At 61.9% G+C, this 25,253-nt stretch carries 18 protein-coding genes; 9 read left to right on the forward strand and 9 right to left on the reverse strand.

Annotated elements, in window-relative coordinates; translation table 11 throughout:
• Positions 1-15: 15 nt before the first annotated feature.
• The 3 genes from DX909_RS10590 to DX909_RS10600 are packed head-to-tail and all read left to right on the forward strand — an operon-like array spanning position 16 to position 4,472.
• Entirely contained in the window at positions 16-1,065 is a 1,050-nt protein-coding gene (locus DX909_RS10590; protein ID WP_128545144.1) for an efflux RND transporter periplasmic adaptor subunit, read from the forward strand.
• A gap of 24 nt (positions 1,066-1,089) precedes the next feature.
• The gene (locus tag DX909_RS10595) at positions 1,090-4,230 is read left to right on the forward strand and encodes an efflux RND transporter permease subunit (RefSeq protein ID WP_128545145.1); all 3,141 of its coding nucleotides are present in this window, start codon (positions 1,090-1,092) and stop codon (positions 4,228-4,230) included.
• Between the two features lie 5 nt (positions 4,231-4,235).
• Positions 4,236-4,472 (forward strand): acyl carrier protein, encoded by a 237-nt coding sequence (locus DX909_RS10600; RefSeq protein WP_128545146.1) that lies wholly within the window; start codon positions 4,236-4,238, stop codon positions 4,470-4,472.
• 11 nt (positions 4,473-4,483) lie between these two features.
• Here DX909_RS10600 and DX909_RS10605 read toward each other — a convergent pair whose 3' ends face one another.
• The 5 genes from DX909_RS10605 to DX909_RS10625 all read right to left on the reverse strand — a co-directional run bounded on the left by DX909_RS10605 (position 4,484) and on the right by DX909_RS10625 (position 11,504).
• Positions 4,484-5,641 carry an AraC family transcriptional regulator gene (locus DX909_RS10605; RefSeq protein WP_128545147.1) on the reverse strand — a complete coding sequence of 386 codons (1,158 nt, stop codon included), beginning with the start codon at positions 5,639-5,641 and terminating at the stop codon, positions 4,484-4,486.
• Between the two features lie 11 nt (positions 5,642-5,652).
• Positions 5,653-6,735 (reverse strand): DUF2652 domain-containing protein, encoded by a 1,083-nt coding sequence (locus DX909_RS10610; RefSeq protein ID WP_164851255.1) that lies wholly within the window; start codon positions 6,733-6,735, stop codon positions 5,653-5,655.
• Between the two features lie 93 nt (positions 6,736-6,828).
• The gene (locus tag DX909_RS10615; protein WP_128545149.1) at positions 6,829-8,079 is read right to left on the reverse strand and encodes an MFS transporter; all 1,251 of its coding nucleotides are present in this window, start codon (positions 8,077-8,079) and stop codon (positions 6,829-6,831) included.
• Positions 8,076-8,900 carry an ROK family protein gene (locus DX909_RS10620; protein WP_128545150.1) on the reverse strand — a complete coding sequence of 275 codons (825 nt, stop codon included), beginning with the start codon at positions 8,898-8,900 and terminating at the stop codon, positions 8,076-8,078. The genes DX909_RS10615 and DX909_RS10620 overlap by 4 nt, the downstream gene beginning before the upstream one ends.
• A gap of 27 nt (positions 8,901-8,927) precedes the next feature.
• Positions 8,928-11,504, reverse strand: a complete 2,577-nt coding sequence (locus tag DX909_RS10625) for a family 20 glycosylhydrolase (protein ID WP_128545151.1) — start codon at positions 11,502-11,504, stop codon at positions 8,928-8,930.
• 87 nt (positions 11,505-11,591) lie between these two features.
• Between DX909_RS10625 and DX909_RS10630 the strand changes: the two genes are divergently transcribed.
• The 3 genes from DX909_RS10630 to DX909_RS10640 all read left to right on the forward strand — a co-directional run bounded on the left by DX909_RS10630 (position 11,592) and on the right by DX909_RS10640 (position 16,196).
• Positions 11,592-12,731, forward strand: coding sequence for an acyltransferase family protein (locus tag DX909_RS10630; protein ID WP_128545152.1), 1,140 nt, complete (start codon positions 11,592-11,594; stop codon positions 12,729-12,731).
• Positions 12,732-12,764: 33 nt separating this feature from the next.
• Complete coding sequence (locus DX909_RS10635) at positions 12,765-13,715, forward strand: metallophosphoesterase family protein (RefSeq protein ID WP_128545153.1); 951 nt, start codon at positions 12,765-12,767, stop codon at positions 13,713-13,715.
• Between the two features lie 69 nt (positions 13,716-13,784).
• Entirely contained in the window at positions 13,785-16,196 is a 2,412-nt protein-coding gene (locus DX909_RS10640) for a hypothetical protein (RefSeq protein WP_128545154.1), read from the forward strand.
• Here DX909_RS10640 and pafA read toward each other — a convergent pair whose 3' ends face one another.
• Genes pafA through DX909_RS10660 form a run of 4 tightly spaced genes read right to left on the reverse strand, consistent with a single transcriptional unit; the run spans position 16,197 to position 21,847 of the window.
• Complete coding sequence (gene pafA, locus DX909_RS10645; RefSeq protein WP_128545155.1) at positions 16,197-17,861, reverse strand: alkaline phosphatase PafA; 1,665 nt, start codon at positions 17,859-17,861, stop codon at positions 16,197-16,199.
• Complete coding sequence (locus DX909_RS10650) at positions 17,858-18,841, reverse strand: Gfo/Idh/MocA family protein (protein ID WP_128545156.1); 984 nt, start codon at positions 18,839-18,841, stop codon at positions 17,858-17,860. The genes pafA and DX909_RS10650 overlap by 4 nt, the downstream gene beginning before the upstream one ends.
• A 1-nt stretch (position 18,842) precedes the next feature.
• Complete coding sequence (locus DX909_RS10655) at positions 18,843-20,981, reverse strand: hypothetical protein (protein WP_128545157.1); 2,139 nt, start codon at positions 20,979-20,981, stop codon at positions 18,843-18,845.
• 41 nt (positions 20,982-21,022) lie between these two features.
• A complete protein-coding gene (locus DX909_RS10660) occupies positions 21,023-21,847 on the reverse strand; it encodes an HpcH/HpaI aldolase family protein (protein ID WP_128545158.1) in 825 nt (274 codons plus the stop codon).
• 141 nt (positions 21,848-21,988) lie between these two features.
• Here DX909_RS10660 and DX909_RS10665 point away from each other — a divergent pair, with 141 nt between their 5' ends.
• The 3 genes from DX909_RS10665 to DX909_RS10675 are packed head-to-tail and all read left to right on the forward strand — an operon-like array spanning position 21,989 to position 25,216.
• A complete protein-coding gene (locus tag DX909_RS10665; protein ID WP_128545159.1) occupies positions 21,989-22,930 on the forward strand; it encodes a dihydrodipicolinate synthase family protein in 942 nt (313 codons plus the stop codon).
• Position 22,931: 1 nt separating this feature from the next.
• The gene (locus tag DX909_RS10670) at positions 22,932-24,521 is read left to right on the forward strand and encodes a sodium:solute symporter family protein (RefSeq protein ID WP_128545160.1); all 1,590 of its coding nucleotides are present in this window, start codon (positions 22,932-22,934) and stop codon (positions 24,519-24,521) included.
• Entirely contained in the window at positions 24,518-25,216 is a 699-nt protein-coding gene (locus DX909_RS10675; protein ID WP_128545161.1) for an orotidine 5'-phosphate decarboxylase / HUMPS family protein, read from the forward strand. The genes DX909_RS10670 and DX909_RS10675 overlap by 4 nt, the downstream gene beginning before the upstream one ends.
• Positions 25,217-25,253 lie beyond the last annotated feature (37 nt).

The following is a 25,253-nucleotide window of genomic DNA, read 5'->3' on the forward strand; positions in this document are numbered from 1 at the left end:
AAGATAACATACCCCATGAAACGCATTTATGTCATACTTGCGCTGTTAGGCACATTTGGCCTGATGGCCTGGAAACTCCTCGACAATCAGGAGAAAGTAGCCGAAAAAGTGTACCGCCCTGATCCGAACCGCAAAGTAGGGGTCCGGACGACGGCCGCCGGGGTCCGCAACCTCGCCGAAGAGGGCCGCTTCCTGGGTTCGTTTATACCCAACCGTGAGATCGAAATCCGGCCCCAGGCCGGCGGTGAAGTCGTTCAGCTGCCCATCGAGGAAGGCCAGTCGGTCGGCGCGGGGCGGCTCATCGCCAAACTCGACGACGAGCAGCTGCACTACCAGCTCGAAGCGCTGGAGGTGAACGTGGAAGGCTACCGCAACGACCTCAAACGTTATGAGGCCCTCGTCAAAGGCGACGCCACTCCGGCCGTCAACCTCGAAAAAACCGGCCTCAGCATCCGGGCCACCGAAGCGCAGATGAAGCAGCTGCAGAAACAGATCCGCAACACGACCATCACGGCCCCCTTCTCCGGCATCGTCACCGAAAAGCTGGTGGAAAAAGGCTCGGTGGTTTCGCCCGGAACGCCCATCGCCAAAATTACGGACATCTCTACCCTGAAGCTGGTCGTCAGCGTCCCGGAGAAGGCCGTCAACCGGTTCCGGGTCGGGCAGCGGATTCCCGTGCAGACCGAAGTGTATCCGGACATTCCCCTAACCGGCCGCGTGACGATGATCGGGGTGCAGGGCGATGCCTCGCATAATTACCCGGTGGAAATCACGGTCGAAAATTCTCCGGCCCACCCGCTGAAGGGCGGTATGTACGGTTCGGTCGCCAATACCGGCGAAGGGAAAGGCCGGGCGCTGGCGGTTCCCCGTCAGGCACTTGTCGGTTCGACCCGGCAGCCGCAGGTTTTCGTGGTCGAAGACGGTAAGGCCGTCCTGCGGAAAGTCGCCATCGGGGCCGCCACCAACGACTACTACGAGATCACGGACGGGCTGAAAGCCGGTGAGCAGGTCGTCACGAGCGGCCAGATCAACCTCCGGAACGGCACGCCGGTCGTCGCCCAGTAATCCACCCATTCAACTACCTGAGTTATGAAATTTGTTGAAACGATCATCCGACGGCCTTCCCTCATCATCGTTCTGTTTTCGGTGCTGACGCTGGGCGGTCTGTTCTCCTACCGGCTGCTGAGCTACGAGCTGCTGCCGGAGTTCTCGGTACCCATCGTGACCATCACGACCCCCTACCCTGGCGCGGCCCCCTCGGAAGTCGAATCCGAGGTGAGCAAAAAGATTGAGGATGCGGTGTCCGGCCTGGACAACATCGACGACATCATGTCCAAGTCGCTGGAGAATGCCTCCATCGTGATCGTCCAGTTCAAACCGGGCACCGACCTCGACAAGGCGCTGGAAGATGCGCAGCGGGACGTCAACAACGTCCTGAGCGATCTGCCCGAAGACGCCGAGGCACCGAGCCTGTCCAAGATTTCGCCCAGCGACCAGCCCATCATGCAGCTGCTGGCGACGTCCAGCCTGCCTAACGAAGTGTTCTACCAGCAGGTGGAAGACAAGTACCTGCCGGTATTGCAGCAGATTCCGGGCGTGGCCGAGATCACGATGGTGGGGGGCGAAAAACGCGAAATCCGCGTCAACGTCAACGACGATAAGCTGAACCACTACGGACTTTCGCTGCTTCAGGTAACGCAGGCCATCAACCAGGCCAACATCGAATTTCCGACCGGCAAGGTGAAAAGCCCCACGGAGCAGCTGACGCTGAAGCTCGCCGGCAAATTCTCGTCCCTCGACGACATCCGGAACCTCGTCGTACTGACCCCGCCCGACGGCAGCCCGATTCGGGTGGGCGACGTAGCCGACATTACCGACGGGCTGGCCGAAACCGAGAGCATCAGCCGGTACAACGGCAGCAACGGCATCGGGCTGTTCGTGAAGAAGCAGTCCGACGCCAACGCGGTGGAAATCAGCCGCCAGATGCAGGAGAAGCTGTCCCGGATCGAAACCGAAAACGCAAAGGACAAGGTGCATTTCGCCGTCGCCTACGACAGCAGCACCTTCACGCTGGAGTCGGTCGAAGCCGTCACGCACGACCTGGTTCTGGCCGTGGTGCTGGTGGCTGCGGTCATGCTGCTGTTCCTGCACAGTTTCCGCAACGCCCTGATGGTGATGGTTTCGGTGCCGGCTTCGCTGGTGTCGGCCTTCCTGTTCATGTACGTCATGGGCTATTCGCTCAACCTGATGACGCTGCTGGCCCTGTCGCTGGTGATCGGGATCCTGGTCGACGACTCCATCGTGGTGCTCGAAAACATCCAGCGGCACATGGAGATGGGCAAAAACCGCTGGCAGGCCACGCTCGACGGCGTCAGTGAGATCGGTTTCGCGGCCGTCGCCATCACGCTGGTGATCGTGGTCGTGTTCGTGCCGATCACTTTGGTCAGTTCGGTCATCGCCGACCTGCTGCGGCAGTTCTCGCTGACGGTGGCCTTCACGACGATGGTCAGTCTGCTGGTGAGCTTCACCCTGACGCCCTGGCTGACCTCCCGGCTGGCCCGCGTCGAACACCTGAACCCCCGAAATCCGTTCCAGGCCTTTCTGCTCTGGTTCGAAAAACAGCTTAACCGCCTGACGCAGGGGTACCGCAGCAGCCTCGGCTGGGTGCTGAACCACAAGCTGGTGTTTAGCGGGATTCTGGTCGGCCTGTTCGTCGCCACCGGCTGGATCATGAGCCTCGGCATCGTCGGGCAGGAATTTGTGGCCCAGGGCGATCAGGGTAAGTTTCTGCTCACCCTGAAGCTGGATAAGAGTGCATCGCTGCAACAGAACAACCTCGTTTCGCGTCAGGTTGAAGACTACCTGCGGAAAAAGCCGGAGGTCCGGACCCTCTTCGCCAACGTGGGCGGAGCCAGCACCGGCCTTAACAGCACCGGACAGGGGGAAACCAACCGCACGGAACTGACCGTCGAGCTGGCCCCGGCCACCGAACGGCCCGGGCAGGTGCCGACCGAAAATTATATGATCGACGTCCGAAAAGAACTGGAGCAGCGTTTCGCCGGGATCGAGTTTTCCTCCTCCATCGTGGGGATGGTCAACTCGGGTTCCGCACCGATCGAGATGTTTCTCAGCGGGGATGACCTGAACCAGGTGCTGCCCGAAGCGGAGAAGCTGGCCGACCGCCTTCGGAAAACCCCGGGCGCCAACGACGTTCACGTCTCGGTGGAAGCCGGAAACCCGGAAGTGCGGGTCCAGATCGACCGGGAAAAAATGGCGAAACTGGGCCTGACGATTCAGACCGTCGGGGCCACCCTTCAAAACGCCTTCGCGGGCAACGACGACTCCAAATACCGGGAAGCCGGGGAAGAATACAAGATTCGGGTCATGCTGGACGCGTTCGACCGGAAAGATCCGGAGGAGGTGGGAAGGATCACCTTCTTCAGCCCGCTCGCCAACCGGCCGGTCCGGCTGGCCGAGTTTGCCGACATCACCCTCGACAACGGCCCCTCGGTGCTGGAACGCAAAAACCGCCGGACCTCCGTGACGGTGACGGCCAACACCCTCGGCCTCGGGTCGGGAACGCTGGTCAATACCATCAACGCCGATCTGGTGAAGAACCCGCTGCCGGCCGGGGTCACCCTGATCTGGGGCGGTGACGCCAAAAACCAGGCCGAAGGCTTCGGCTCGCTCGGTCTGGCCATGCTGGCGGCCCTGATCCTGGTCTACTTCATCATGGTGCTGCTCTACGACAGTTTCATCTACCCGTTCGTGGTGCTGTTCTCGATCCCCGTGGCCGTGATCGGGGCGCTGATCGCCCTGAGCCTGTCCATGTCCAGCTTCAGCATCTTCGCCATGCTCGGTCTGCTGATGCTGATTGGTCTGGTGGTGAAAAATGCCATCCTGATCGTCGACTTCGCCAATCAGCTGAAAGCCAGGGGCGTCTACTACCGGGATGCGGTATTGCAGGCTGGAGAGGAACGTCTGCGGCCGATCCTGATGACGACCATTGCGATGGTGATCGGGATGGTGCCGATTGCGATGGCGTCGGGGGCCGGCTCCGAGTGGAAAAACTCGCTGGCGTGGGTGCTGATCGGCGGTCTGACCAGTTCGATGATCCTGACCGTCTTTCTGGTTCCGATGGTCTATTACCTCGTCGACCGCCTGGCCGAACGGTTCCGGCGGTCCAGAACCCGAAAACCGGCCGAAGAGCCGGTCATTCTTGAAGCCTGATTCTCATGGAAACACAAACACAGATTGCCACCCTTCTGGCGGAGCTGACCGGCGTGTCGGCTTCCGCCATCACCCCGGAGGCCCACCTCGTCCGGGACCTCGGCCTCGACAGCCTCGATACCGTCGACCTGATCATGCAGCTTGAACAGACGTTCGGCATCTCGATTCCCGACCAGGATTATCCCCGCTTAATGACCGTCCGGGCCATCGGGGAATACCTGCACGAGTGGCAGGCCGTCTGACCGAAACCGTTTTATTTCTTCATCCGGCTTCGGTATTCGATGGGCGTACAGCCTTTTGCCTGCCGGAACTGCCGGGCGATGTTCTTGCTGTCGGACAGACCCATGTCGAGGGCGATCTCGAACACCGTCTGATCGGTTTCGAGCAGCTTCCGGGTGAATTTTTCCATCCGCAGGTTGAAGATGTACTTGTAGATGGGGTAGCCGGTAATGTCCTGAAACCGCTTTTCGAGCGCCCGCCGGGACAGCGGCACCTGCCGTACCACCTCGTCGACCTGAAGGTTCCTGTCGACGTTCTGGTGGATGAATTTCAGCGTGGATGCGATGTAATCGTCGTGGGTGGCGTAGATGTCGGTCGACTGGCGGGTAATCACCTGCAGGGGGTTCACGATGATGTCGTAAAAGTCGTGGACCCCGTGCCGGATCATGTGATCGAGCAGCCGGGCCGCATCGTAGCCGCCCTTCTCGGCGTTCTGGACGATGCTCGACAGGGGCGGGTCCGACAGTTCGCAGATCAGCTCGTCGTTGTCGACGCCCAGCACCGCCACCTCCTCCGGGATCCGGATGCCCGAATGCCGGCAGGCTTCCGTAATATGCTGCCCCTGCCGGTCGTCGCAGGCCATGATGGCGACCGGTTTGGGCAGCGACTGCAGCCACTGACTGAGGGCGCTGGGTTTATAGTACCACAACTCGCTCGACCGGTCGGTCAGGTGTTCGAAAAAATGAACCGGGTAGCTCATGCCCCGGATGCGCTGCTCAAATCCCTCTCCCCGCTCCCGCGACCAGACGATGTCCCGGAAACCGTAAAAGGCGAAGTTCTTGAAGCCTTTTTTCAGGAAGTAATCGGCCGCCATCGCCCCGGCTTCCCGGTGCGCGCCGGTGATGTTCGGAATTTCGGTAAACCGCTCGTTGAAGTCCTGCGCGATGACCGGAATGCCGGCCTCGACGAACTTGCCGATGTTCCGGTCGTTGTAGAGCTGCCCGATGATGCCGTCGGCTTCCCACTCCTGCGCCCATTTCAGAATCCCGTCGATGCCGATGGTTTCCCGGTAATAGAGCGGCATCCGGCAGAACACCCAGGGGCCGTGTTCGCGCGAATACCGGGTGATGCCCTTGAGCAGGCTCTTGCTGTATTCCTCCGCAAAGTCGATCAGCAGGATGATTTTATACATAATTACGGTGGTCAGGCAGTCCCCGGCGGACCGGATGACGCGAAATTCTTCTCACAAAACGTTTTGAGTTGCACCGCCGTGTCCTGCAGCTGCCGGAAAAGCGCGGTGCGGTCCTGATCCGGCCATGCGGTATCCCCGGCATTGAGAAACCGGGCGGCAAAGCCGCACAGTCGTTCCTCCTGATTCCGGAAAACGTATTCGAAGATCAGGGAAAGGTCCTGCTCCTCGATCCGCCAGTTCTCCGCATACAGGATTCCTTCCTCCGAAATCGTCATCCGTACCGGGGATACCAGGGCCTGAAAGGTATCGAACCGGAGCAGGTGCCGGCTTCCGATAAATACCTCCGGTCGGTCCTGCCCCACCTCCCGAAGGCCGGGCACCCAGTCGGAACGGGCGGCCATGTTCGCGACGACCATGTAGACTTCCTGAAAGGGAGCCTGTATCGGCAGCTCAAGGTAGGAGGTCGAATCCGTCGAAGCATAACCGGGCGGTTCGGGCGGTTTCGGAACGAGCCGGCGGGCTTCGCTGAGCAGGGAAAAGCGGTAATGGACCCGGCCCAGGGAGGCATACTCGTCGAAGGACCGGCTCCATTCGGCATGTTCGGTCGAGTCGGCGGCCTGCTCCAGCAGTTTTTCCGTCACCAGCAGGTATTCAGTATGTCCGATGTTGTTTTTCAGCAACCGGTGGGCGACGATCATATCCGGCCCCGAATGTTTGACGAACTTCCCGACTTTAATTTCGGCCAGCGGGCCATGGTGAACGACGAATTTCAGCGAGAGGTTGATGATCGCCTGGCAGGCTCCGCAGGGGCAGATGGTATACTGCTGTAGCCAGGCCCGCCGGAAATGGAACGCATTGAAGATTTTAAGGCAGGTCTCCTGAATTTTTTCGCGGGTAGGGGCCGGCCCTTTCCGGAGCAGCAGGACGGCATCGCCCTCGATCTCGGACACCTCATACTCATCACCGACGGCTTCCAGCATGGCGTCCATCAGCAGATTGATGGCATGCGAGGCATGGCTGAGTTCGTTGGTCGTCATGAACTCAGTGAAGCCGCTGATGTCCGGGATCAGAATCGTTGCAAGTGTTTCAGCCATAGCCATTCGGAGAGAAGTACCTGACTAAGTTACGGAAAATCAGAGGCCTACAAAATGCCTCTTCCCTTTTCACCCGACCGGCTCATCCCTTCCCTACGCAAATAGTTCCTTCAGTTTCGTCACGGTTTTGTTGTTCACCAGGGGCTTGGCCCAGAGACCGATGCTGAGAATATACCCCAGCGTCAGCAGTAGAAACAGCAGGGCCGTCCGCAGGCCCGTCAGCTCGGCCAGCCCGCCGATGATCAGCGGCACGACGGCGCCCCCGGCGATGCCGGTGCAGAGGATACCGGAGAAGGTGCCGTGATGATGCGGGACGGAGTTGAGGGCCAGCGACACCACGATGGACCACATCACCGATGCGAAAAAACCGGTGGCCGGAAAGGCGATCAGCGCTACCTCCCGGCTGCCGAATAAACCCGCCAGCAGGGACAGAATGGCCCCTACCGTAAACAGGACCAGCACCCGCCGGCTGTCGGCGACCTTCAGCAGCAGCAGCCCGAGCAGGCAGCCGATGGTCAGCAGGCCCCAGAACCACGAAATGACCGTGGCCCCGGTCGTGGCCGGATCGACGCCGTGGTAGGTCTGGAGAAACTTCGACGTCCAGTTGGCGATGCCCTGCTCGGTGCCGACGTAGGAGAATATGCCGAGGAAAAACAGCCAGACCGTGCGGCTGTCCAGCAGCTCCCGGAAAGCCCGGCCGGTGTCGATGCGTTCGTCCTCCTTCAGTTCCACCTCAGGAAACCGCACCAGCCGCACCACCACCACCATCAGCAGGGCGATGACGGCAAACACCCAGTAGAGCGAGACCCATTTCAGCGTCGGCGGTACCAGCCGGTCGAACAGTCGCATCAGCGGAGACGGATCGCCGGAATGGACGTGCCGCACAAGGTAGCTGTACAGCAGCGGACTCAGGAAGGAGGCCCCGCCGAAAAACAGCTGGGCCAGCACGGAATTAAAGGCGAAATGCTCCTCCCCGCCGGCCACCCGCAGCAGCGGGTTGATTACCACCTGAAGCATGGCCATGCCGATGCCGATCAGGAACAGGGACACCAGCGCCACCGCAAAACCGGGAACGAGGGCAAACAGCAGCGCCCCGCAGAAGGCCAGCAGAAAGGCCCACCACAGCACCCGCTTCTCGCGGTATTTCTCGACCAGCACCCCCGCCGGAATGGACATGACGCCGTAGGCCACGAAGAAGGCAAACGGCAGAAACCCCGCCAGCCCGATGCTCAGGCGGAAGCCCGCGATGAGGTCGGGAATGATCGGCCCCAGGATGTTCGTCAGGAACGAGATGACGAAGAAAATCAGCAGAATCAGAAGGACAATCAGCGGACTCCGGTTCATTCCAGTGCGGCTGCCCCCAACAGCGTGATCTGTTCGTTCTGCGACTGGAAAATCTTCAGCCGCCGGAGCGATTCGGGCCAGGCGAAGTCCTCCAAGGCCTCGAACATAGCTCCTTCGAAAAAAGAATAGGCCTTGGACACCGATCCGCCCAGCACGATCACCTCCGGGTCGTAGGCATACAGAACCGCCTTGATGGCAAAACCAAGGTGGGTGCCGAACTCGGCCCAGAGCTTCAGCGCCCGGGCGTCGCCCCGCCCGGCGGCCTGACCGGCCTCCAGCGCCGAAAGGCCGTGGAGGGATTCAAAGAAGTTGTTGCAGGCGTAATACTCGAAATTCCGGTCGAGGTACGGCAGCATGCCGATCTCCCCCGCCCCGCAGTTATGGCCGGTATAGAGCCGGTTGTCGATGATGATGCCCGACCCCAGCCCGGTGCCGATCGCCATCCCGACCACGGAGCGGTAGGTCCGGGCCAGCCCGTAGCGGTGTTCGCCGAGCGTGAAACAGTTGACGTCGTTGTTGACGATCACCGGCAGGCTGAACTCGTTCTCCAGGATGTCGCGCAGGGCCACCTCCTCCCAGGAGGGGATGTTGACGACGTTGTAAACGATGCCGCGCTCCACATCGACGACGGACGGCACCCCGATGCCGATGCTTTTGACCGGAAACTCGGTCAGCGGACGGATCAGGCGCGTCAGCTGGGCCAGCGTGGCCGGAAGTGACTCTTTCTGCCGGAGGGGAACGGCGGTCTGGCGCACGATGGAACCGTCGAGCACCAGACCGGCCCGGATATTGGTTCCTCCCAGATCAACTCCAATGGTCATAACGTATCGAAAAATGGGTGGTTACGCTCAGGGTGCGGGGGTCAGCACGGTACTCCGGCTCGAACGGCCCGCGGCATCGAAACTCTTCAGCCGGACGGCGCCCGAAACCGCTACCGGCCCGCTGTATACGGTCGAGCCGGCGGTCGGTTCAGTGCCGTCGGTCGTATACCGGATCGTCAGACCGGGCAGGGCGGTATTGGCCTTCATCTGCCCGTTTTCGATCACGGCGCCGGGGGGCGGCAGCCGGTAGTTATACCCGCCGTTCAGCGTCGCCAGCCGGGGCAGTTCCCGCTGCGCCACGGTATTGGCGAAGACGTTCCAGCCGGTCTGGATGGCTTTCGTGCGGGCGGCCCGGTCCTCGATGGTTTCCCAGGGGCGCTCGGCCGCCCAGGCGCTCTCGGCAAACCCGATCAGCTTGGGCAGGATGTAATATTCCAGCATGTCGCGGCCCTTGACGGTTTCGCTCCAGAGCTGGGCCTCCAGCCCGATCACGTTCTTCCGGGCCTCCGGTTTCATCCGCTGCAAACCACTAAAGTCCAGCGGTTTGCCGAGGGAGGTCCGGTAGGTGGTCTTGAACATATCGAAGGGAGCGAATTCCCAGTTGTTGCGCGTATCGACAAAGCCGCCCCAGTACAGGCCCGGCTCCAGCGGGTCGTTGTTGTAGGCCAGGTCGAAGTAGAAGTTGGTCACGTTGCACAGCACCACCGGATAACCGGCATTGGCCAGCCGGTTGCCCAGGTCCAGGTCGAAGATGTTGTTCCAGATGTAGGGTACCACCCGGCGGCCCGCGAAGGCGGGGTTTGGCAGGTATTTTCCCTCGGGCGATTTGGTCAGCGCCACTTCCTCCCAGCCGTGCACCTCCAGGTTCCGTTTCTGAAGCCGGTCGAGCAGTTTGCCGAAAAAGTAAGTCTGAAGGTTCTTGGGGTCTTTGATGCCCGGGTTCTGCTTCAGCACGGCGGCCGCCTGAGGTGATTTTGTCCAGGCCCCTTCCGGCACCTCGTCCCCGCCCGCATGCATGACGTCCATCTTCAGGCCCGCTTCCCGGTACAGCTTGGCGAGTTCGTCGACCACCTTCTCGTAAAAATGGTAGGTCGATTCCCGGCCTACGCTCACGACATTGTCGGTATAGCCCTGTGCCGACAGATACACCGATTTGTCTTCGGGATCGATCAGGCGGTATTCGTTGGCTTCGGTTTCCTTCCCCTCCTTCATCAGCCGGTTATACCGGGCTTCCATGGCCTTGATGGCGGCCCGGGCGTGGCCGGGAAAGTTCAGTTCCGGGATGACCTTGATGTGCCGTTCGTGGGCGTATTTCAGGATTTCGATGAAGTCGGCTTTCGTGTAGAACCCGCTGCCGTGCTTGTCGGGGTCGCCGGCTTTCGGGCCGGAGCCGTAGGCCGGGTGCAGCACCGGAGCCTCCTTGCCGGAAGCGTGTTCGCGCCGGGCGCCCACCTCCGTCAGTTCGGGCAGCCCGTCGATTTCGATCCGCCAGCCTTCGTCCTCGGTGGTATAGAACAGCATATGGTTGATCTTGTAGACGGCCAGCAGGTCGAGCAGGCGGAGGATGGTTTCCTTCGTCTGGAAATTGCGGGCCACGTCGACGTGCAGGCTGCGGAACCCGAAGCGGGGCGCATCCTCGATCCGCGTGTGGGCCAGGGGCAGGGAAGCCGCCGGTTTCAGGTAGGCGTCGGTCGGCGCGAGGGCCAGCAGGCTCTGAATGCCGTAGAACACCCCGGCCGCGTCACTGCCCGTGATGGTGACGCCGTTCGCGTCGATGACCAGCTGATAGGCTTCCTTCGTGACGCCGTTCACCGAAACCGGACCGGTTTTCAGGACGACGGCCGGGCCGGAACCGGCGCCCGCTTTGGCCGAAAAATCGGTGCCGGTCAGGTCTTTCAGTCGTTTACCGAGAAATTTGGCTTCGTTTTCAAGGCCCGCGCCGTAAAAGACCGGCACCTGTCCGCTGAGCGTGAACGTGCCGGCACCGGCCGTCATCCGAACCGGCGAGGGGATGATTTTCAGCAGACCGGCCTGGGGGACCGCGCTCAGTCCCTCGTTTTCCCGGTAATGGTTTTCGGGCGTCGACAGGGTCAGCAGGTCATTGGGGCCGCGCAGCATCTGCTCCTTCCGGGTAAAGGGCTTCACCGTAAAATTCGCGACCGGCACGATTTCCTTCTCCTTTCCGTCGTCGTCATAGAAAACGAAGTACGGACCCAGCGGGCCGTCCGTCACCTTGATGACGGCATCGTAGCCGCTGTACGGAATATCGACGGATTTGCCGGGTTCGAGGCTGAAGCCCTTCTCCGGCACCAGTTTGAACCAGTCGCCGTTGATGTGCTGCACCGTGGCCGGGCCGGGGGTGGCGGTTTTCTGAATGGGTCGGGGCGCCATGCTGAAGAACAGCGCCCAGTTTTTTTCCCCAAGCGTTTCCTTTCCGTTGTTGGTCAGAGTAAAACGGGCATCGAAGCCGTTGGGAACTTTGGTAAAATTGCTGACTAACTCCCAGGAGACGGCAATGTCACCGGGGGTGTTTCCGGTGGTACGGCAGGCATCCAGCAACAGGGAAAAGGCGATAAACAGGCAGACCTGAACTATTTTCTTCATGAACCGGGGGGTTAAGTAGCCTTAATAATACGGATTGACGTATTAAAAATACCATTGCGTTTCCAGACTTTTTCAAACGCTGCCCGAATGATCACCCAAACCAACCGGCCAAATCCACCCACCGACGCCGGCCGCACGGCCTCCGACCGGCTGGTGTCGCTCGATGCCCTGCGCGGTTTCACCATCGCGGCCATGATTCTGGTCAACTTCCCCGGCGACGGCGACCACGTCTACCACCCCCTGCAGCACACCCGCTGGAACGGCCTGTCGTTCACCGACCTGATTGCCCCGACCTTTCTGTTCATCATCGGCGTCTCCATCGCCTTTGCCTATTCCCGAAGGCTCGCGTCCGGCGAACCGAAGGGAGGCATGGTCCGGAAGATCGTCGTACGGTCGCTCAAAATCTTTGCCGTGGGCATGTTCCTGAACCTGCTGCCCGACTTCAACTTCGCCGACCTGCGCTGGACCGGCACCCTGCACCGGATCGCGCTCGTCTTTCTGCTCTGCGCCCTCCTCTTCCTGAATACCGACTGGAAAAAACAGGCCTGGATCGGCGCGTTCGTGCTGGTGGCCTACTGGCTGGCCCTGACCCTCATCCCGACGCCCGGCTACGGCCGCGTCCTGCTCGAACCGGGTAAAAATCTGGTGGCCTGGTTCGACAGTCTCTATCTGCCCGGCCGGATGTGGCAGGGTACCTGGGACCCGGAAAGTATCCTCAGCACCTTCCCCTCGGCAGTTTCGGGCATCACCGGGATGCTGGCCGGTCGGCTGATGCTCAGCGGGTTGTCGCGGAATGAGAAAGTAAACTACCTGATGACGGCCGGGCTGTTCTCGGCGGCCCTCGGGTACGTCTGGGGGCTGACTTTCCCGGTCAACGAGAACCTCTGGACCAGTTCGTTCGTGCTGGTCACCTCCGGGTTTGCCGCCCTGCTGCTCGGGGCGGTCTATTTTCTGGTGGATGTGCTGGGCAGAACCGGCGGCACCCGGCCGGGCATTATCTTCGGCGCCAACGCCATTGCCGTTTATGTTCTGGCCGATCTGCTGGCTCTGGTTTTTTACGGGGCCCGGTTCGGCGGAAAATCGCTCAACGAACACGGCGTTTCCCTGCTCACCGGCCTTGGCTGCGACCCTCGCCTGGCGAGTATGCTGTATGCCCTGTGCTTCGTCGGGATCAATTTCATTCCGGCCTGGATGCTGTATCGTCGAAAGATTTTTATCCGGCTATAACCCTCCCGGGATTTCCGCTACCGACCACCCGTCATGAAAACCTGCCTCGGCTTCCTGCTTCTTCTGCTCTCCCTCTCGCCGGTTTCCGCTCAGAAAAAAACCGTCGCTACCGTTCGGATCGGGATGTTCGCGGACCTCCACGTGCCGACCATGCACGATGCCGACGCCCGCCTGACGACCTTTCTGGACAGTATGAAAACCGCCCGCCCCGACTTCATCATCGAGTTGGGCGACTTCGGAACGCCGGCCGAAAAATACCGGTCGGCCTTCGACCGCTGGAACGCCTGGCCCGGCCCGAAATACCACCTCATCGGTAACCACGAAATGGACGGGGGCTACTCGCTGGAACAGGCGCTGGCCTACCGGAATATGCCTTCGTCGTACTATGCGTTCATGACCAACGGTTTTCACTTCATCGTCCTCGACGGCAACGATAAAAAATTTCCGGAACAGAAAGGCTATCAGGAGCACATCGGACCGAAGCAGCTGGCCTGGCTCAGGGAGGAACTGGGCCGGGCCCAGGCACCCATCGTGATCTTCTCCCACCAGGGCCTGGGCCTCGACGGGGTCGACAATGCCGCCGAAATCCGTACCCTGCTCGAAACCCACAACGCCACCCCGGGCCGCCCCCGCATCATCGCCAATTTTTACGGACACATCCACTACGACCGGGCCGAGCAGGTCAACGGCATCTGGTACATCTGCATCAATTCCATGTCCTACAAGTGGTTAGGCGAAGAATACGGACACGTCCGTTACAGCCCTGAAGTGGATAAAAATTACAAGTGGATCAAGTACACCGCCCCGTACAAAGACCCGCTTTTCACGGTAGTGGAAATTTCCGGCGACGGACGAATTCGAATGTCGGGCAAAAAGACCGAGTGGGTCGGGCCGTCGCCCTGGCAGGTCGGCTATCCCGAAAAAGACAAGGCTTACATCGTCCCGGAAATCCGGGCGCGGGAGCTTCGGTTCATCGGCCAATGACCCGCCTTTTTAACCTGGACCGAACCCGCCGGCCCTGAGCGCGGCTTTCGGCAAAATACCCTTTTTCCCATGTACAGGCATTTGCTCCTTCTGCTCTTTCTCCTGCCCCGCCCGGCCCTCGGCCAGCCCCTCGACCTCAGCCGGGCTCAGATTTACACGGCCGTTTCCGACCAAAATACCCTGCTCCGAACGGTCGAAGTGCTTCAGCAGGAAGTGGAAAAGCGAACGGGGCTGAGGTGGCCGCTGGTGAAGAAATTACCGGGCGCCGGGCAACCCGCCGTTTGGCTGGCCACTGAAAAAGAGGTGCCGCAATGGCCCTCCGCCGTCCGAACGGCGGTGCAGGCTTTACCTGTCATTCAGGCCGAAGGGTTCCGATGGCTGGTGATGCCAGAAGCCGGGGCGGTGGTGATCGTCGGGAAAGACGCCCGCGGTCTGCTGTACGGAGTCGGGCGGCTTTTGCGGAAGCTGGCGATGCAGCCGGGGCGGGTTCAGCTGGAAAACACCCCCGCCCTCGCCACCAGCCCGCGCTATCCGATCCGGGGGCATCAGCTGGGATACCGGCCCAAGACCAACGCCTACGACGCCTTTTCGGTGGCCCGTTTCGACCAGTACATCCGGGAACTGGCCCTGTTCGGCGCCAATTCCATCGAGATCGTTCCGCCCCGGACGGACGACGATGCGACCAGCCGCCACATGAAGCTTCCGCCGATCCGGATGATCGCGGAGCAATCCCGGATTGGTCAATCCTACGGGCTGGATGTCTGGATGTGGTACCCGAACATGGGGCTGGATTACGTCCATCCCGATTCGATCCGCAACGAACTGAAGGAGCGGCAGGAGGTGTTCGCGGCCGTCCCGAAGCTGGACCACGTCTTCGTGCCGGGCGGTGACCCGGGCGAGCTGGAGCCGGATGTGCTGTTCGCGTGGCTCGAAAAAATGGCCGCCGTTCTGCATCGGTATCACCCTAACGCCAAAATCTGGGTATCTCCCCAGGTATTCCGGCCGACGCAGGCCTGGTTCGACGCCTTTTTTGCGCAGGTCAACCGGGAGCGGCCGTGGTTCGGCGGGGTGGTGTTCGGTCCCTGGGTAAAGATGCCGGTGCAGGAAATCCGCAGGCGGCTGAATGCCCGTATTCCCATTCGCCATTACCCCGACATTACGCATAATTACAGTTCGCAATACCCGGTGCCGCACTGGGACCTCGCCTGGGCCATGACGCTCGGCCGCGAGAGCATCAACCCCCGGCCCCACGACGAAAAAACCATCCACAACGCCCTCGATGAATACGGAGCGGGCAGCATCAGCTATTCCGAGGGCACCAACGATGACGTGAACAAGTTCGTCTGGAGCGATCAGGACTGGAGCCCCGAAACGCCCGTGATCGAGACCCTGCGGGATTACGCCCGGCTGTTCCTGGGACCGGAATACACGGAAACGGCGGCCCAGGGGCTCCTGGCGCTGGAGCAGAACCTGCGCGGTCCGCTGCTCACCCGCGAAACCGTAGACCGGACCCTCATGCAGTGGCAGGAACTGGAGCGGACGGCCCCGCCGAAGGTGCTGCGAAACCCCCGGTTTCAGATGGGCCTGATCCGGGCGTATTTCGATGCCTACACCCGCGGGCGGCTGATCTACGAAACCGAGCTGGAGCGACAGGCCCGGGAAGTGCTGGAAACCGCGACGCCGGGCGGCTCGGCCGAAGCCATCCGGCAGGCCCGGGACCTTCTGGATCAGGCCCGCACCAAACCCATCCTGCCGGCCTACCGCCGGAAATGCTTCGCGCTCGCCGACTCGCTCTACCGAAGCATCGGTGCCCAGCTGACCATCGAACGGCACGGGGCCATGAGCGGACGCGGCAATTTTCTGGACAACATCGATATTCCGCTCAACGATGCCCCCTGGCTCCTCGATCAGCTGAGCCGCATCGCCAGACTGGAATCCGACACCGACCGGCTTCGGAAAATCCGGGAGGCTCTGCACCGCACCGACCCCGGTCCCGGCGGTTTTTACGACCATTTCGGGTCGCCGGAGAGCTGGCACCGGGTGGTTCAGGAAACGCCCTGGGAGCAGGACCCCGGCAGCCTTCAGTCCCCGCGCATCGGTTTCGGGGTGGGGCTGGTCGGGGTGGAGTGGGTCGATGAGATCAAAGCCACCGGCTTCAAGGGAGAGATTACGCCCCGGGCCTGGATGAAACAGGCCAAGACGCTGTACGACCAGCCGCTGAAGATCGCCTACGACGAACTGGACCCGCAGGCGGCCTACACGCTCCGCATCGCCTATACCGGCCGGTTCCGGTCGCGCATGAAACTGACCACGGACGACGGCCGCGTCATCCACGATTTCCTGCAAACCGGCGAGCAGCCGATCTTCGAGTTCGAGGTGCCGAAAGCCGCCACCGCCGACGGCCGCGTCACTTTCATCTGGACCTGCGGAGAAGGCGAACGCGGCTCCCAGGTCACCGAAATCTGGCTGATCCGAAGGTGATCACTTCTTCAGAGCCTCCTCCACCGGCTGGCCGACGCTGCCGCTGGGGGGCAGGATGTGCAGCAGGGCGGAGATCGTGGGGGCAATGTCGGCGACGGTGGTCCGGCGGAGGGTTTCGCCGGGTTTGACGCCCCACCCGTAGAGCAGGAACGGCACGTGAGTGTCGTAGTTATAGGGCGAGCCGTGTGTCGTGCCGGTAGCCCCGCCGGCGAACCATCCGGGCTGGGTGACGATCTGAATATCACCGCTCCGTTTGGCATTGTAGGCATTCTTGTAGAGCGGCAGCAGATAGTCGTTCAGGCCGGCGGTACCCAGATTCCGCAGGCTGATGACGTCCGCGACACCGGGCAGCGGCAGGATGGCTTCCCGGATAACGTCGCGCACCTGCTCGACCGAAACCTTCTTCTCCTTCAGCATCTGCGGGTTTAGGTAGACCTGGTAATTTTCGCTCGCCAGGATGAGGTCGGCCGTACCGAAGGCGTCGGAAACCGCCTTTCTGACGGTGGCGGTCAGCTGGCGGGCGTCGATCAGGCCGGCGGGCAGGTTATGCTGCTTCCAGAAACCCGGAATGTCCATGACACCGTGATCGGCCGAAAGGAAAACCGTATAGTTTCCCTTGCCCACCCAGCCGTCCAGAAACGTCAGCAGGTCGGCAAACTCCTGGTCGAGCCGCAGATAAATGTCCTCCTGTTCGACTGAGTTAGGGCCGAAGCCGTGGCCGATCTGGTCGGGCGTCGAAAAGCTGATCGCCAGAAAATCGGTAAAGTCGCCCTTGCCGAGGTTTTCGCCCCGGACGGCCGCCATCGCCATGTCCTTCGTCATGGTATTGCCCCAGGGGGTGCCGGTCACTGTGCCGAAGGCGTTGCCCGCCAGACCGGCCAGCTCATAAGGGAACGTCGGTTTGGTGGCCCCGGCCGGCCTGGCCTCGTAAGGCTGGTCGTCGGGTGTGCTTTCGGTATATTCCGCGATGGGCAGCAGGGTGTTCCAGCCCCGCCGGGTGTATTCGGTCGGCAGCTTTTTTGCGTTGAGGTCTTTCACCCACTGGGGCAATTCCTTCATATAAAAGGTGCTGGTGATCCAGTTGCCGGTTTTGGAGTCGAACCAGTAGGCGCCGTTGGCGGTGTGTCCGGCGGGCAGAATCGACCCCCGGTCCTTGATGGCGACGCTGATGGTTTTGTTCCGGAAGTTGGTGGCGATGCGGAGCTGGTCGGTGACGGTGCTGGTCAGCAGGTTGCGGGGCGACATCTTCCCGGCGGCCGGATTTTCACTCCCGACGGTCCGGGCGGTGCTGTCTTCCGCGCAGTAGACCCCCTTCCGGGCAAACGGGTCATACCACTCGTTGCCCACGATGCCGTTGATGGCCGGCATGGACCCGGTGTAGACCGCAGCGTGGCCCGGCCCCGTCACGGTGAGGGCATAGTGATAATGATTGTTCCGGCAGTTGAAGCCGTCGGCCAGCAGGCGCCGGAAGCCGCCCGCGCCGTATTTGTCGTAATACCGGTAAAAGTAATCATACCGCATCTGATCGACCACGATGCCCACCACCAGTTTCGGGCGGGCCAGGGGGGCGGGTTTCGCGGAAGAAGCGGCTTTTTTTGAGGCAGGTTGAGCGGTAACGGAAAGCGCGGTAACGAAAGCAAGAAGGAATGAGAAAGCGTTTTTCATGAGGTTCGGGTAATCAAATCCATAATCCAGTTGGCCCGCGCCCCGGTTTCGCCGGTACTCGGGCAGCGGCCTTCTCCACGGAGTTCCTGCACGATGGTGCCGATCAGCGGCTCCTGCACGTGTTCCGGGTAGGGAAGGTGAAATTCTTCGGTCGAATCGTCGGTTTCGACCCGGATGGTAAATTTCTCGAAGTAAGAAAAGGTGATCTTCCCCTTCGACCCGATCAGCTGCGTCTCGTCGATGCGCTGCCCCCGGTTGACCGTAAAGCACCAGCTCCCGGTGCCCAGCACCCCGGACTCGAACTCGAAAGTGGCCACCACGATGTCGTCCGCACCGTATAGCCCGGCCTGGTTGCGGGCGATGCCGGACGCCGTCCGGACGGGGCCGAGCACAAATTCGAGCAGGTCAAACTGGTGGCAGGCCAGATCATGAAAATGCCCCCCGCCCGACACGGCCGGGTCGACCCGCCAGCGCGGTTTGGGGCTCTCCCCCACCTCCTCCTCGTAAGGGTTCCAGTGAAGGGTGATGTTCACGGCCCGGAGGTCGCCGATGGCTTTCGTGTCCACCAGTTCCTTCAGTTTCAGGAAGTAAGGCAGCGACCGCCGGTAGAAGGCCACAAACAGCGGCACCCCGGTTTCGCGGCTGACGGCATTCATCCGCGCACATTCCTCCGCGTTCAGCGCCATCGGCTTTTCGACGTACACCGGCTTTCCGGCCCGCAGGGCGCGTTCGGTATAGTCCTCGTGCACGTGGGGCGGGGTAGCGATATAAATCGCATTCACCTCCGGGTCGGCAATCAGCTCATCGACCGACGTATACCATTTCGGAACCCCGTGACGACGGGCGTAATCCCCGGCTTTTTCGGCGTCGCGGCCCATAACGGCCACCAGTGAGGAATGGGGCACCCGGTTGAAGGCCGGTCCGCTTTTCTTCTCGGTCACGTTTCCCACGCCGATCATGCCCCAGCGAATTTCATCCATGTTACTTATGCGTTGCGTTTTTCAGGTTCGGACGGGCCCGCCAGTTGGCTTCGGGGCCGAAGCGGGTGAAATACTTCGCCCGGTCGGTGCGGCTGTCGGCCGGATACCGGTAGATCATCCGGTTCGTGACCAGAAACAGAACCCCGGAAAGGATCCCGGCGGCCATCGCCCGCCGGCACGCCCTGCCATACAAAGGTTCCAGAGGCTCCGTACTCCTCATCACGACGCTATTTTCTTTCCGCCGGGGCGCCAGCAGCACCAGCACGGTGGCGACGGACGCATTCAGGAAGATGCCCCATTCGGTCAGCAGGCGGGTCGGCGTCCAGCCCACCAGCGCCCGCTCGAAATTCCCGATCACCATGAGCCACAGCAGGATCAGAAATACCAGCTGCCCCTTGCCGAGCCAGGTTTCGGGGATCAGGGCCAGCGGTTCGCGCAGGTGCCGCCGGATAACCACCACGAACACCGCCGTGATGAGCAGCCAGGTCAGGTTGAACCAGCCTTCCGGCGTCAGGCTCAGCCAGTGGCCGCCCGGCAGATGACCCAGGTAAGGAATGTCCCACAAAGCCGGGAGGCTCTGCGTCGAGCCGTCGGCCTGCTCCGCCACGCGCTTCCAGACGTCCGGGTTCAGGTGGTCGCCCCACTCCTTCACGTTTTTTACGAGGTTGACGTACGGAATCGCCAGCAGAAGGAAAAAAGCCGCAAAGCCCAGCGTCCAGCGCCCTTTCCGCGGACCGGCGTCCCGCTGAATGGGCAGCCGGGAGGCCAGCATGGCCATCGCCACGGCCACCGACAGGCCGTTGACGAAGCCGTAGGTCTGTTCCAGAAAGCTGTGCCAGTTCTGCCCCTGCCAGGCCGCCCAGTCGATCAGGGTGCGGTCGTAGACCTCGTCGCCCGGACCGAACCCCTGAGCCGCCGGAATGCGCGGATTCCCCGGGGCCATCAAGAGCTGCTTGAGCCACTGGACCCCCGAAAAACCCAACCCGCCGATCGTTCCGGCCATGACCGACGCCAGCGCCACCGGCAGGTATCGGTTCCGGCGCATCCACAGCATCATGCCCAGAAAGACCCCCGTGATTCCGGCCCAGTCGTCGGCCCGGGGCGGGGTCATCCGGAGGCCGCCGGCTTCCCTGAAAAACAGGCTTCCCAATACCGGGAAGGCCAGAAAGGACAGCAGCCAGCCCGAGGCCATGTAGACGATCAGCGACGAACCGTTCCGGAAGCGCCCGAACTGAACGAACCAGGCCGTCAGGCCCAGTACCAGCCCCACGACCCAGCCCACGTGCCCGGGGTAATCCCCGAACCACTGCGGCCAGTTGTTCAGAAAGTCATCCGGACCGAAGGCCCTTTGGCCGGTGGCCGGGTCGAGGTAGGCCGGGTCGCCGAGCGGGTAGGTCAGCAGGGCAGCCAGGCGGTTTTCCAGCCCCGTCAACCGCAGAAGCCACTGAATCAGCCAGCCACCCAGCGCCCCGGCTCCGGCATAGATCGGCAGAATCCACCGGTACAACCCGCGCGATTCGGTCAGGTCGTAGACACCCACCCCCAGCAGGGCAAAAAAAGCCGCCAGGTAGTCGGCGTCGAACCAGTAAAGAGGGCTTTTGTGCCGTGCCCAGGTATGGTCGAAGGAAGCGCCGTCCTGCAGGGCCTGCGCCACCGGGTCCTCGATCAGGTCCAGCAGCAGCCAGGCGCCGAACACGAACAGAATGGGTTTGAACAGCTTTACCAGCGCCGGCCGTTCGGCTACGGCCGCGAAGGCGGTGCCGGCTGCGCCGAGGGCGGCCCAGAGAAAGCCGATGTAGTACAGGGCGACGTAGCCGTACCACTGCGAAGCCGCCTGCCCGCTCTCGGTGGCCGAGATCATCTGCATGTACGACATCGACCCGCCGAACCCCCAGCCGATGGCACCGTAGAAGCCGAAATAAAGAACCCGCTCCCGCCAGTCGTCGCGGCCCGACAGCAGGCTGACGGTGAGGGCGGCCAGACAGCCGGCGAAAGCCGCGCCGTATTCGTGGCCGAAGTTACCGCGGATGCCCCAGCCGACCGACAGGGACAGGCCGACGAGCAGCCAGGTGCTCAGCCGCCGGGCCGGAGGCCGCTGGGCCCGGACGGCGGAAAGATAGGGAGGCTCGGTAGTAATCATGTCCTCATAATCGTGGGAAAATAAATTGGGTACAGGGTGGGTTACACGACCGGCAGGGCGCCGTTATCGACAGCCGGAACCTCTCCGGCCGCGCGTTTGATCAGGCCGATGTCGTGCCGGAGCCGCTGGCTGAACAGGGCGACGTCGAAGCTGTGGACGACGATGTTGGCCCCTTCGGCCATCCAGCGCACCTGCCGTTCGGGTTCCAGCGAAAAATGGATACCGACGGCCCTGTTCCGCTCCCGGCATTTCCGGATGATGGTCCGGACGGCCGCTTCGAACTCCGGATGATCGTATTGCTCGGGCAGGCCCAGGCTCACCGACAGGTCGTGCGGGCCGATGAAGACCGCATCCAGCCCGTCGACGGCCAGCAGGTCGTCGAGCCGTTCGAGGGCGGGGCGGCTTTCGATGTTGGCGATGCAGAGGTGGTCGGCATTATAGCGATCGATATATCTCCTTAGTTCTTCGGAAAGAATTTCACCGCCTTTCAGGCAGGCCGCCAGCCGCTCGCCTTTCAGCGGGCGGTATTTCGTCGCCCCGACGAGGTCCAGCACCTGATCGACCGATTCGAGATACGGAGCCACCACCCCCACGGCCCCACCGTCGATGGCGACGCAGGCCAGGAAGGGGTCCGGCTTCGGGATACGCACGATGGGCGTTACCCCTAAAGCTTTGAAAATCTGACACAACCGGGCGAGTTCGGGCCGGCCCAGCGGGATGTGTTCCGTATCCAGAAACACGAAATCCAGGCCGACCTGCTTCAGGGCGTCGGGCCACATCGGCCCCGTCGAGGTGATGCAGGTTCCGTAGACGTTCCGGCCGGCTTTCAGCTTTTGACGCAGGGAAGGGTATGGGATGGGGTTCATCTGTCTTTAGTAAAATCATTGGGGATCGGGACCGCGTATAGTACTCCGGCCCCTACTTTTCAGGCTATTTTTTGGGAAGAAATCCTGGAGGGAAGGTGGCCCGAATCCCCGCAATTGAAGTATTACCTGAAAAAACGATACATGTCCCAGTTGAATAAGCTGCCGGGCGGGCTCTGGCCCGTCATGCTGACGCCCTTTACCCCGACCAACCACGTCGATACGGCGGGGCTGGAAAAACTGACCCGGCTCTACATCGATGCCGGCTCCAGCGGTCTGTTCGCCAACTGCCTGTCGAGTGAGATGTACCAGCTGACGCGGGAAGAACGGCTGGAGGTTTGCCGGACGGTGGTAAAGGCCGGCGCCGGGGCCGTGCCGGTCATTGCCACCGGCACGTTCAGCCGGGACGTGTCGGACAATATCGAATTCATCCACCGGCTTCACGATACCGGCGTCGACGCGGTGGTGCTGATCACCAGCATGCTGGCCGAACCCGACGAGAACGAGGAGGTGCTGATGCACCGGCTGGAACAGATCCTGAACGGAACCGGCACCATCCCGCTCGGCGTGTACGAGTGCCCGGTACCCTACAAACGGCTGCTCAGCCCGGCACTGATGGGCTGGATGGCGGCCACGGGGCGGTTTCTGTACCACAAGGATACGAGCTGCAACTCGGGCACCCTGGACCGGAAAATCCGGGCGGTGGCCGGCAGCAATCTCGGATTTTTCAACGCCGATACCGCCACGGCCCTCGACTCGCTGGACTCCGGCGCCGACGGCCTCTCTCCCATCTCGGCCAATTTCTACCCGGAACTCTACAGCTACCTGCTGCGCGAATACCGCTCCGGGGGCCGGACCGACGCCCTGAACCGCCTGCACGCCTTCCTGACGATGATGGACCGGACGACCCACAACTTCTATCCCTACGCGGCCAAGGTGTTCCTGCAACGGCGGGGGCTTCCGATCCAGACCGTCACCCGCATCCCGGCCGAAACGCCGGGCAACGCCGACCAGATCCGGCTGCACTCGCTGATGGACTCGTTCCACGCCCTGGCCGACCAGTATTCGATCCCGTCCGTCCTCTGACATGAAAACATTACCCGTCCTCGACCTGCTGGTGATCCTGGCCTACCTCGTGGGCATTGTGGCCGTCGGGATTTATTTCTCGCGCAAAAACCAGGATGCCGACCAGTTTACGACCGCTTCGGGCAAGATTCCGGGCTGGGCCATCGGGCTGTCGATTTACGCCACCTTTCTGAGCAGCAACACCTTCCTGGGCGTGCCGGGGAAAGCCTTCGGCAGTAACTGGAACTCCTTCGTCTTCAGCCTCTCGATGCCGCTGGCGGCCTGGGTGGCGTCGCGGTTTTTCGTGCCGTTTTACCGCAGCACCGGCGAGGTGTCGGCCTACACCCACCTCGAACACCGCTTCGGGGCCTGGGCCCGGACCTACGCCGTGGTCTGTTTCCTGTTGACGCAGCTCGCCCGGATGGGGTCGATCTTCTTCGGCATCGCGCTCAGCCTTCAGGCCCTGACCGGCTACCCGATGGCGACGATCATGATCGTGGTCGGTTTATGCATCATTTTTTACACGGTACTGGGCGGGATGGAAGCCGTCATCTGGACGGAAGTGGTGCAGGGCGTCATCAAGACCGCCGGGGCGCTGATCATCCTGTATCTGGTCATTGCCGGGATGCCGGGCGGGGTCGACCGGGTGGTTGAGATCGGGAAGTCCGCCGACAAGTTCAGCCTCGGCAGCTTCCGGCCCGACTTTACCCAATCCACCTTCTGGGTGGTGCTGCTCTACGGGTTCTTCATGAACCTGAACAACTTCGGGATGGACCAGAACTACGTCCAGCGGTATCACACCACCACCTCCGCCCGGGAAGCCACCCGCTCGATCTGGCTGTGCGTGTACCTCTATGTGCCGGTTTCGCTGATGTTCTTCGTCATCGGTTCCAGCCTCTACGCCTATTACCTGGCTCATCCCAACCTGCTGGAAGCGGTCCGGATGCAGGCGGCCGCCGACCGGCTGCCGGGCGGTTCGCCGGAAGAACTTCGCCGGCTGGCGGCCACCCTCTCCCCCGCCGACTTTGGCGACAAGGTGATGCCGCATTTCATGGTCAACAAGGTGCCGGCCGGGCTGGTGGGGCTGATCGTGGCCGCCATTCTCTCAGCCGCCATGAGTACGATCAGTTCCGGGATGAATGCCTCCGCCACGGTTTTCTCCGTCGATATTTACCGGCGGTATTTCAAATCCGACCTGACCGACCGGCAGGCGATGCGGCTGCTTTACATCGCCACGACGGTGTTCGGATTGCTGGGCATGACCACGGGCATTGCCATGATCGGGGTCAAGAGCGTCCTCGACATCTGGTGGATGCTGTCGGGCATCTTTGCGGGCGGGATGCTCGGGCTGTTCCTGCTCGGAATGATCTCGCGGCAGACCCGGAACGCGGAGGCCCTGACGGCCACGCTGATCGGAATCCTGGTGATCGTCTGGATGACGTTTTCCTCCCGGATCCCCGACGAGTACGCGGCCCTGCGCAGCCCCTTTCACCAGAACATGATCATGGTGATCGGCACGCTGACCATCTTTCTGGCCGGTACGCTCCTGACCAGACTGAAACGGAAGCCGGTCTTCCCGGCCGAACCAAGTGTAAAAAACGTAACGCCATGAAACCCATCGTTCAGATTTCCCTCGACCTGACCAACATCGACGAAGCCCTGGAAACCGCGGCCCTGGCCATGCGGGCGGGCGTCGACTGGCTCGAAGCCGGCACCCCGCTCATTCTGGCCGAAGGGCTGCACGGCGTCCGCAAACTGCGCGAAGCCTTCCCGGGCGTCCCGATCGTGGCCGACCTGAAAACCATGGACGGCGGCTACCTCGAAGCCGAAATGATGGCGAAAGCCGGGGCCACCCACGTGGTGGTGATGGCCCGCGCCCACGCCGAAACGATCAAGTGCGTGGTGCAGGCCGGACGCGACTTCGGCGTCAAGGTCATGGGCGACAACATGGTTTGCCCCGACATGGTCGAAGGCGCGAAGTGGCTCGAAGACCTCGGCTGCGACTACGTCATCCACCACATCGGCTATGACGAGCGCCGGGGCATTGCGGCCGCCGGTCACCGGATGCCCAGCCCCCTCGACCAGCTGCGGGAGGTGGTGCAGGCCGTGAAGGTGCCGGTGCAGGCCGTGGGTGGACTGACGCTCGAACAGGCCATCCGCTGCCCGGAATACGGCGCCCCGCTGGTGGTCCTCGGCGCTCCCCTGACCATCGACGCCGACGCCTTCAAAACCGCCGACGGCGACCTGGAAAGCTCGCTCCGGCTGATCTGTGAAAAAATTCATGCGTATGGGGATGTAGTCGTGTAATAATACCCCCCAACCCCCTGAAGGGGGCAGGATTTGA

It is taken from the genome of Larkinella soli, from assembly GCF_003703975.1.
In the GTDB taxonomy this organism is placed as follows: domain Bacteria; phylum Bacteroidota; class Bacteroidia; order Cytophagales; family Spirosomataceae; genus Larkinella; species Larkinella soli.